The 10,482-nt window shown below is 67.3% G+C and carries 6 protein-coding genes and 2 pseudogenes; 7 read left to right on the forward strand and 1 reads right to left on the reverse strand.

The annotated features are described in order from the left end of the window. The 7 genes and pseudogenes from ACEN88_RS16075 to ACEN88_RS16105 form a co-directional block, all read left to right on the forward strand. Nucleotides 1-85, forward strand: a pseudogene (locus tag ACEN88_RS16075) (3-hydroxyacyl-CoA dehydrogenase); the annotation flags it as partial. Continuing rightward, entirely contained in the window at nucleotides 82-546 is a 465-nt protein-coding gene (locus tag ACEN88_RS16080; RefSeq protein WP_413341131.1) for a MarR family winged helix-turn-helix transcriptional regulator, read from the forward strand. The pseudogene ACEN88_RS16075 and the gene ACEN88_RS16080, both read left to right, overlap by 4 nt. 8 nt (nucleotides 547-554) lie before the next feature. Beyond that, complete coding sequence (locus tag ACEN88_RS16085; RefSeq protein WP_413341124.1) at nucleotides 555-1,373, forward strand: enoyl-CoA hydratase family protein; 819 nt, start codon at nucleotides 555-557, stop codon at nucleotides 1,371-1,373. 1 nt (nucleotide 1,374) lies between these two features. Continuing rightward, on the forward strand, nucleotides 1,375-2,532 hold the full coding sequence (locus tag ACEN88_RS16090) for an acyl-CoA dehydrogenase family protein (protein ID WP_413341126.1): 1,158 nt from the start codon (nucleotides 1,375-1,377) through the stop codon (nucleotides 2,530-2,532). Then, nucleotides 2,532-2,924, forward strand: a complete 393-nt coding sequence (locus ACEN88_RS16095; protein ID WP_413341133.1) for a RidA family protein — start codon at nucleotides 2,532-2,534, stop codon at nucleotides 2,922-2,924. Before ACEN88_RS16090 ends, ACEN88_RS16095 begins: the two co-directional genes overlap by 1 nt. A gap of 140 nt (nucleotides 2,925-3,064) precedes the next feature. Next, entirely contained in the window at nucleotides 3,065-7,795 is a 4,731-nt protein-coding gene (locus tag ACEN88_RS16100) for a discoidin domain-containing protein (protein ID WP_413341128.1), read from the forward strand. An 8-nt stretch (nucleotides 7,796-7,803) separates the two neighbouring features. Further along, entirely contained in the window at nucleotides 7,804-8,406 is a 603-nt protein-coding gene (locus ACEN88_RS16105) for an NF038129 family PEP-CTERM protein (protein ID WP_413341130.1), read from the forward strand. A 12-nt stretch (nucleotides 8,407-8,418) separates the two neighbouring features. On the opposite strand, the pseudogene ACEN88_RS16110 reads toward ACEN88_RS16105, so the two are convergent. Next, nucleotides 8,419-10,470: pseudogene (locus tag ACEN88_RS16110) on the reverse strand (LamG-like jellyroll fold domain-containing protein); the annotation flags it as partial. Nucleotides 10,471-10,482 lie beyond the last annotated feature (12 nt).

Consider the following 10,482-nt stretch of genomic DNA (forward strand, 5'->3'; position numbering starts at 1 on the left):
GCATGCCGTAGCGTGGCTGTGCATGCCCAGCGCGGCGGCGATGAACGGCCAGGCCATCGCGGTGGCGGGCGGGGAGGTGATGTGACGCCGGCCGACGATGCCCCGCTCGACCTGAAGCTGTGGCTGCGGCTGTTGTCCTGCACGGTGCGCGTGGAGAACACGATCCGCAGCCGGCTGCGCACCACGTTCGGCATCACGTTGCCGCGCTTCGACCTGATGGCGCAGCTGGAACGTCACCCGGACGGCTTGCGGATGGGCGAATTGTCGAAGCGGATGATGGTCACGGGCGGCAACGTGACGGGCATCGCCGACCAGCTGGAACGCGAAGAGCTCATCCTGCGCGTGCCCGACCCGCAGGACGGGCGGGCGTTCATGCTGAGGCTGACGCCGCGCGGGCGCACCGCGTTCGCGCAAATGGCGGCCGTGCACCAGGGCTGGGTGGCCGACCTGTTCGGCGACATCCCCCCGGACGACAAGGCCACCATGATCGCCTTGCTCGACACGATGAAGCGGCAATTGAATACGCAATCGAGCGACAAGGACTAGGAGACCCCATGCACCGCACGCAGCTGGCCGGCTACCGCGCCGAACATTTCCTCTACGAGGCCGACGGCGGCGTCGCCACCATCACGCTGAACCGCCCCGAGCGCAAGAACCCGCTGACGTTCGACTCTTACGCGGAGCTGCGCGACCTGTTCCGCGCGCTCGCGTATGCGGACGACGTGAAGGCCGTCGTGCTGACGGGCGCGGGCGGGAATTTCTGCTCGGGCGGCGACGTCCACGAGATCATCGGGCCGCTCACGCAACTGGACATGCCGGGCCTGCTCGCGTTCACGCGCATGACGGGCGACCTCGTGAAGGCGATGCTCGGCTGCCCGCAGCCCGTCGTGGCGGCCGTCGACGGCGTGTGCGCGGGCGCCGGCGCGATCCTCGCGATGGCGTCCGACCTGCGCCTCGCGAGCAGCCGCGCGCGTACGGCGTTCCTGTTCACGAAGGTCGGCCTGGCCGGCTGCGACATGGGCGCATGTTCCATCCTGCCGCGCCTCATCGGCCAGGGACGGGCGGCGGAACTGCTGTACACGGGCCGCGCCATGTCGGCCGAGGAGGGCGAGCGCTGGGGTTTCTATAACCGCCTGTGCGCGCCCGACGAGGTGAGGGGCGAGGCGCAGCGCCTCGCGCGCAGTCTCGCGGAAGGGCCGACGTTCGCGCACGGGATGACGAAGACAATGCTGCGGCAGGAGTGGACGATGGGGATTCCTGAAGCGCTCGAGGCCGAGGCGCAGGCGCAGGCGATCTGCATGGCGACCGGCGACTTCAAGCGCGCCTACGACGCGTTCGTCGCGAAAACCACACCCCGCTTCGAAGGAGACTGACATGGCGGACAAGTCCTATCTCGACTGGCCGTTCTTCGACGGGCGGCACGTCGACCTGGAAGCGGCGCTGGATGAATGGGCCGCCGCGCACGTGCGCGACCTGCACGGCACGGACGTCGATGCCGATTGCCGGCGCCTCGTGCGGATGCTGGGCGAAGGCGGGTGGCTGCGGCACGCGATCGGCGGTGCCGGTTCTCCCATCGACACACGCGCCATCTGCCTGATCCGCGAGACGCTGGCGCGCCACAACGGCCTCGCCGATTTCGCCTTCGCCATGCAGGGCCTCGGTTCCGGCGCGCTCAGCCTGTTCGGGACGGAGGCCCAGCGCGAACGCTACCTGCCGCGCGTGGCCCGCGGCGGGGCCATCGCTGCGTTCGCGCTGTCCGAGCCGGACGCGGGTTCCGATGTCGCCGCGCTGCGCTGCTCAGCGCGGCTTGAGGAAGACGCGTACGTCCTCGACGGCGAGAAGACGTGGATTTCGAATGGCGGCATCGCGGACTTCTACGTCGTGTTCGCGCGCACGGGCGAAGCGCCGGGCGCGCGCGGCATCAGCGCGTTCGTCGTCGACGCGGACACGCCCGGCTTCACGATCGCGGAACGGATCGCCGTCATCGCACCGCACCCGCTGGCGCGGCTGCGGTTCGAGGGTTGCCGGGTGCCGGCGGCGCAGCGCATCGGCGCGGCCGGGCAGGGATTCAAGGTGGCGATGGCGACGCTGGACGTGTTCCGCACATCCGTCGCGGCGGCCGCCCTCGGGTTCGCGCGCCGCGCATTCGACGACGCGCTGGCCCATGCGACGCGGCGGCGGATGTTCGGCCAGACGCTCGCGGATTTCCAGCTGACGCAGGCGAAGCTCGCGCAGATGGCGACGCACATCGACGCGAGCGCGCTGCTGACGTACCGGGCGGCGTGGCAGCGCGACCGCGGCGGCAAGGTGACGAAGGAAGCGGCGATGGCGAAGATGACGGCGACCGAGTCGGCGCAGCGGGTGATCGACGCGGCGGTGCAGATGTTCGGCGGCCTCGGCGTCACGAGCGGCCATCCGGCCGAGCGGCTGTATCGCGAGATCCGCGCGTTGCGCATCTACGAGGGCGCCACCGAAGTACAGCAACTGATCATCGCGCGCGAACTGCTGCGCGAGGCAAAGGAAGAACCATGATGGAGATACTGCAACCACCCGGTTGGCCGCGCCCGCGCGGGTACGCGAACGGCATCGCGGCGCGCGGCCGGCTCGTGTTCGTGAGCGGGATGATCGGCTGGAACGCGGACGGGCAGTTCGCCAGCGCCGATTTCACGGCGCAGGCCGGACAGGCGCTGCGCAACATCGTCGAGGTGTTGCGCGAGGCGGGGGCGCGGCCGGAACACATCGTGCGCATGACGTGGTACGTGGTCGACCGGCGGGAATACCTGGCCGCCGGCAGTGCCCTCGGCGCTGTCTATCGCGAGATCGTCGGCGCCCATTATCCGGCCATGACGGCCGTCGAGGTGAGTGCGCTGGTCGAGGACCGCGCCCGCGTGGAAATCGAGGCGACAGCGGTCGTGCCGGACTGATACCGAATCTGGTATCGATCACAAATATTTCGGAATGACAGGCTTTATACCGGTTTACGCATGCTAGACTCCTCGCGGGGTATCGATAACATCCATGTTGTCGGGGATCCCGAAAAAACAATACCGAACAGGAGACTACAATGCGTAAATCCCGTACCCGCACGCCCATGTTGCGGGCAGCGGCGCTGGCCGTGTCGCTCGCCGTCGCGAGCCTGCTGCCCGCCGCGCACGACGCCGTCGCGGCCGACACGATCCAGACCATCCTCACGAGCTACCAGCCCGCCATCAACGAGTTCACCGACGCGAACGGCTTCAAACATCCCGGCGTCGGCCTCACGAAGGAAGTGCTGGAGAACCTGCGCACGGAAGTGCAGGCGCAGAAGGAGCCCTGGAACACCTATTTCAACATGATGCTGTTGTCCGGCGCGGCATCGAAGACGGTGGCATCGAAAAACCAGAGCGGCGCGGATCCGACGAAGCCGGCGGTGGTGGCGTTCAACAGCCAGGGCGTGGAATCGAAATTCATCGCGGACGCGCTGTCCGCGTACACCCAGTCCATCCTGTACTACGTGACGGGCGACGAGACCTACCGCGCCAACGCGATGCGCCTGATCCGCATCTGGGCGCAGATGGATCCCACCCAGTACGTGTATTACACGGACGCGCACATCCACACGGGCATTCCCATGAGCCGGATGATGGCGGCGGCCGACATCATGCGCACCACGACGTGCCAGACGGCGGCGCTGGCCTGGACCGACCAGGACACGGTGAACCTGACGAACAACCTGATCGTGCCCGTCACGGAAACGTTCAACCACAGCCCCGATCACTTCATGAACCAGCACCTGTACGCGCTGCTGGGGTCCATGTCCGGCTATATCTTCACGGGCAACCGGGCCCGCTGGAACGAGGGCGTCGAGTGGTTCACGATCAACAGGACGGCCGTCGACCAGGGCCAGAACGGGGCCATCAAGCAGCTGTTCCGTCTCGTGACGAAGAACGACCTGACCGGCGAAGCCGTGACGCCGATGGTGGAGCACGTGGAAATGGGACGCGACCAGGCGCACGGCGCCGGCGACGTCACGAACATGAGTATCCTTGCGCGCCTGCTGATGTCGCAGAACCAGAAGATCGACCCCGTCAACGGCACGGCATCGGCGGCGCCGGACGCCGTGGGGCCGTACGAATTCCTGAACGACCGCATCCTCGACGCCACGGAGTATTTCGCCGGCTTCATGCTGGGCTACGACACGCCCTGGGTGCCGACGGCCGCGCACACGGACGCCAACGGCGTGCCGACCGTCGTCTACAAGACGCTGCAGGGCGGCTACCGGGGCCGCCTCACGCAGAACACGTGGGAGCCGTACTACTATTACAAGTACACGCGCGGGCTGGACATGAACCAGCGCGCACCCAACTATACCCGCATGTTCGCCGACCGCACGGTCTACAACTGGGACGGCGTGGACGGCGGCGGCGACTTCTGGCTCTTCATGCCGCCCGCTGCGGAAAGCGAGGGCACGCAATTCCTGGTCAAGCCCATCGTCGATCCGGTGCGCGAAGTGGAGGACCGCTTCACGTCGCTCGACGGCTTCGGGACCGCCATGCAGGACGACACCGCGTCGTTCATTCGCGTCGCGGCCACGGGAGCGGGCAGCAGGCTGGCCGTCATCGGCTACGGCAACGGGACGCGCAGCGTGGCATTCCGCGTGCGGACCAATGGCGAAGCATCGGTGGACGCGTTCGGCGACACCATCCTGCTGCCGGACACGCAGGGCCAGTGGCGCTATGTGAGCTATGCATTCGACCAGTACCAGGGCCTGGGCGACTACCTGCCCCTCACCGTCAAGGGCGCCGGCACGACGGTCGACATCGACCACATCAACGTCAACCCGGGCGCCTCGATCACGCCGCCCGTGTTTACGAGCGGTGACGCGGACCTGAGCCTGTACACGAACGCCGGCTCCACGGCGACCGTGTCGTACAGCTTCGCGGCGACGGACGCCACGGCCACCGACGTCCTGACGTACACGATCGACCACCTGCCGCCCGGCGCCCAGTTCGACACGAAGACGGGCGCGTTCGCGTGGGTGCCCACGCAGGCCGGCACCTTCAGCTTCATCGTCACGACGACCGACGGCACGGTCGTCACGTCGAAGGCCGTGCAGGTCGTCGTCGGCGCGGACCGCCAGTCCGCCATCGCCGCCGTGACGGCCGGGTACAAGCCCGACACGCTGTACACGACCCCGAGCCTGGCCGCCTACAACGCGGCGTATGCCGACGCGACGAATGCGGTGTCGACGGCGACCGACGACCAGTTCTACCAGAAGCTGGGCGCGCTGCAGACGGCATTGAAAGGGCTGTCCGAGCTGACGCCGCTGCTGGCCGACGGCAGCATGAACTACGCGAACATGTTCGTCTCGTCCACCTTCGGCACGCAGGTGCCGAATGCGCTGGACGGCACGCCCGATTCGTTCGTCGGTTATTACCTGGCCCAGAACCTCACCTATTACTTCGACTTCGGCCCGGGCTACAAGGTCAACGCCACCGCCTTCGGCATCCAGGCGCGTACGTCGTTCCCCGAGCGGGGCGGCGGCGTCGTCGCCTTCGGTTCGAACGACAACGAGAACTGGGTCCGCCTGACGCCGGGCATGACCGTCGTGACGGAGGACATGCAGACCCTGGCCGTCAGCGACGACCTCAAGGACCAGCAGTACCGCTTCCTGAAGGTGCAGATGATCCAGCCGTCGAGCTCCATGTTCGAGATGGGCGAATTCCGGATCTTCGGCACGCGCCACGAGACGGTCAACCTGCTGTCGTCCGTGTCGATCGGGTCCGACCAGGCGCTCAGGAAGCGCATCGTGCCGGGCAATACGGTCAAGCTGAACTTCCAGGCGACGGCCCCGATCAACGCCGTGGCCGCGACGATCCAGGGCGTCCCGGCCCAGGTGACGACGGCCGACAACGTGAACTACACGGCCAGCGCCGTCATGCCGGGCGACGCGCAGCCGGGCACCGTCAAGTTCACCCTGAATTACAAGACCGGGGCCGGCGCCGACGCGGAACCCGTGCTGTTCACGACCGACAGCTCGTCGCTGTTCATCGCGGACCAGACGAACTACCTGGGCAACCTGCTGGCCATCACGAGCCTGCGGGATTCCAGCGGCCGCAACGCGACCGACCTGCTGGCGACGGTGAACACCCTGTTCGACGGCAATCTCGGTACCGGGACGGACTTCCGTGTCAACGGCAGCGGCTACGGCGGCTGGGTGATGTTCGACTTCAAGGAAGGCGGCAAGGCCACGATCCAGCGCGCGGAAGTGATCGGCCGCCAGGACCAGTACTCGTCGCGCATCAACGGCACCGTCGTGCAGGGCTCGAACGACAACGCGGCGTGGACGACACTCTCCAACGCGGCCGGAAACACGGCCGACTGGCAGACCCTGACCGTGGCGAACCCGCAGCCTTACCGCTACATCCGCGTCATCAACGGTAATAACTGGTACGGGAACATGGAAGAACTGCGCCTGTACGGCGTCGCCGAATCGTCGAACAAGATCGCGACCGTGTCGATGAGTTCCGCGCAGGCGCTGCGCACGCGCATCGTGCCCGGGAATGCCGTCAAGCTGGCGTTCACGGCGAAGGAGGCGATCAGCGGCGTCGGCGTCACGATCCAGGGCGTGCCCGCCACGGTGACGACGACCGACAACATCAACTTCACGGCCACGGCGACCTTGCCCCAGGGCGTGGCGGCGGGTGCGGTCAATTTCGCCATCGGCTACACGCAGGCCAACGGCCAGCCCGGCTTCACGAGCACGGCCACGACCGACAATACGGGCCTGACGCTGGTGGACGAGGCGGATACGATCCGTAACGTGCCGACCGTCGCCACCCTGATCGATTCCACGGTCAACCGGTCCGCGGCCACCACGCAGGCCGTCGTCACGAGCCTGTTCGACGCCAACCTGGGCTCGATCTCGGACTTCCGCACCGGCAGCAATAATTCGGGGGTGGGCGCGTACGTGACCTTCGACTTCAAGTCCGGCAACCAGGTGAACCTGACGGGCGTGGAACTGGCCCCGCGCCAGGACAGCAATTACGCGCGCATCAAGGGCACCGTGATCCAGGGCTCGAACGACAACACGACGTGGACGACGCTGACCACGCCGGCCGTGTCGACGCTCGAGTGGCAATCGTTCCCCGTCGCCAGCCCGGCGCCGTACCGCTACATCCGTATCTATAACGGCGGCACCTGGTACGGCAACCTGTCCGAAGTGCGCCTGCATGGTTCGCTGCATGGCGCCGACACGGCGCCGCCCGTGACGACCGCGAGCACGAGCACGACACCTGCGACGAACGTGACGGTCACGCTGTCCGCCACGGATACGGGCGGCAGCGTGAAGGCGACGTATTACACGGTGGACGGCGGCGTGCAGCAGACTGGAACGACGGTGTCATTGAACACGACCGGCAGCCACACGGTCGCCTACTGGAGCGTCGACGCGGCCGGCAACACCGAGGCGCAGCACACGCTGGCCGTGAACGTCGCGCCGGTGGACGTCGGCGCGAGCGTCAGGATGACCCAGCAGGGCGCGACCCTGAACCGCATGACCGGCAAATACGTGGGCGGTGTGACCGTCACGAACACCGGCACGACCCCGCTGGCGGGGCCGTTGTGGCTCGCGCTGAACGGCCTGACAAGCGGCGTCACGCTCGATAACGCGGGCGGCACGACGGGGGGCGTACCGTACGTCGCCGTCGCGGGGCCGCTGAATCCGGGCGCGACGCTCACCGTGCCGCTGACGTTCACCAATCCGAACCGTGTCGCGATCGGCTACGTGCCGGCGCTGTACCAACCCCATTTCTGAGGACAGCCATGATCATCCGATTCAAATCCCTTGTTTCCGCCCTCGCGCTGATGCTGGCGGCGGGCGCCGGCACCGCGTCGGCCGAAACGATCCACGTCGCGATCGACACGTCGACGTTCGGCGCCGCCACGGGCTACGTCGACATGCAGCTGTCCGCCAGCAGCGGCGTGCCGCTGGCAACCGCGCTGGTCAGCAACATGGTGGGCTTCGACAGCACGGCGTTCATCGATTCGTGGGGCGTGACGCCCGTCGCGGGCGGCTACCTGTTCCGCAACGATACCTCGAACGACCTGTTCCACGCCGTGGACTTCGGCAGGACCCTGTCGTTCGACCTGACCTTCGCGGGCGCGCCGGATCCGCTGACGAGCTATGTGTCGCATTTCGTCGTGGCGGCGTTCGACGACGCGTTCGCGCCGCTCGGCCACTATGATCCGTTCACGGGCGCGCTGGCCGATTTCACGTGGACGCCGGCACTGGACGCGCAAGGGCAGGGGACGATCGCCGGCACGTTGTCGGATCCCGCCGTGACGGCGGTGCCCGAGCCGGCGGGATACTGGCTGGCGGCGATCGGGTTGTCGGCACTGGCGCTCGCGCGCCGGCGCCGGGTGTGACGGACTGGCCGCTCAGCTGGCGGCGATCAGCGCGGCGATGTCGGCCGCCGCCAGCGCGCCGCGATAGATGCGGAACTCGTCGATGCGGCCGTTGAAATAAGGGTCGCCCGCATACTGCGAGCGGCCGATCCAGTTCCGGGTCGTGCCGCCCAGCTGCCACGGCGGCAGGAATTCCGCGCTGTTGGTGCCGACCGCGGTGCCGTTCACGTACAGGGTGGCCAGCTGTCCAGACAGGGTGACGGCCACGTGCACCCACTGCGCGGTCGGCAGCGCGGCCGTTCCCGTCACGGCCTGTTCGCCCTTGCCGCCGTCGACGGTGATGGCGAAGCGCACGACGCCGCTGCCCGAGCGCGGCGTCAGGAACATGTAGCGGCCCGTGCCCGAACCGAAGTCGAAGATGCGTTCCCAATTCCGTGACGCGTTCCAATATACCCAGCACGCCACGGTGAAATCGGTGAGGTCCGTGACCAGGTTCGCGGGCAGGCTCACGTAATCCGTGCTGCCGTTCAGCGCCGGCGCGCTGCCCGATTTGCCGGTGCCCCACGTGGCGCTGCCCGTCAGCGTGCCCGCGTGACCCTGGCCGCTGGCGTCGGACACGGTCGTCCCGGTGCCGTCGTTACACGCCAGGTACGTGTGTAGCGTCTTGCCGACCTTGGCGGTGGCGCGGTTCGAATCGGCCGTCTCGCCCGCCGGCGTGATGGCGGAAACGACGTAGTACCACGTGCCCGCGCCCGGATTGTCGGTGTACGTCAGCAGGTCGGTGATGCCGCTCGCGATGGTGGTCCAGGGACCGCTCGTCGACGTGGCGCGCTTGACCTTGTAGCTCGTCGCGTAGGCGCTGCCCCACCACGACAATTCCACGCCGCCCGCCGGGGTCCGCGCTTTCAGGCCGCTGGGCGGCACGCCGGCGGAGATCGGGTCGCGCGTGCAGGTGAGGGTGCCGTAGCCCAGCTGGTCGTAGCCGCCGCTCGTCGAGCCGTAGTTGCCGCCGCCGCCTTCGGGCTGGATCTGCAGGGCGAACATCTTCGAATACGGCGCCGCGAGGCCCTTGCGGTTCACGTAATGGTTGTAGACCAGCGCCCAGCAGGGCCGCACGTTGCCCCGGCTGTTCGTCGAGAAGACGCCCTGGTTGACGTTGTCGGCGTTGTTGTAGGGGACGTACGGCACCGTGTAATACGTCGTGCCGGACTGGATCAGGTTCGCCTTGGCCACGTATTCCGCGCCCATCAGGAAGCGGTTGTTGTCGTAGCCGTACAAATCCACGCCCTGGTTCCAGGCCATTTCGCACAGCGCGCCCATCAGCGCGATGCCGAGCGTGTTGTGGCCCTGGTCGCGTCCCGATTCCTACCATTGGCCGAGGAAGCCCGGGTGGACGTAGTACACGGCCTGCGCCACGGCGCCATTGCCCGCGCCTGACTTGAAGTACGTGACGGCTTCGTCGAACAGTCCCTGGTCGTCGCACAGCACGCCGATGGCGAGGATCGACGCCATCTGGCACAGGTCCCAGTTGGCCCAGTAATGCGTGACGTCGGTGTTGTTGTGGCGGATGAGGAAGTCGTGGTTGATCGGATAGAACACGGTCTTCATCATGTCCTGGAACGCGGCGAGATCCGCCGCGGCCCAACCGGTGTAGGTGCGCATGATCTCGCCCGCGTTGGCGAATTCGTAGCCGTAGATGCCGGCGGCGAGGGCGGCGTCCGTCGTGCCCTGGATCGAGGTGAGGGTAGACGACCATGCATTCATGATCTGCACGGCCTTGTCCGCATAGGCCGTGTCGCCCGAGATCTTCCAGCGCACCGCGCACGCGTACGCGGCGGCCACGTCATTGAACAGCGTCGAATAGTTTTGCGAATGGACGCCGTCGTTCCCGCGGTACACGATGACCTGCGGGTGCGGCGTGTACGACAGGCTGGCGTGCGAATTATTGACCAGCAGGTTCCAGCTGCCCGACCACGGCGACGTTTGGTACTTCGCCTTCATGCGGTCGAAGTCGGCCTGCGTGTGCAGCAGGCCCGGATGGACGAAGGCGGTGGCGGCACCCGTGCCGCTCATCGTGCCGGTGGCCGTCTATTATAA

Source organism: Massilia sp. CT11-108, assembly GCF_047302915.1.
Lineage (GTDB): Bacteria > Pseudomonadota > Gammaproteobacteria > Burkholderiales > Burkholderiaceae_D > Telluria > Telluria orientalis.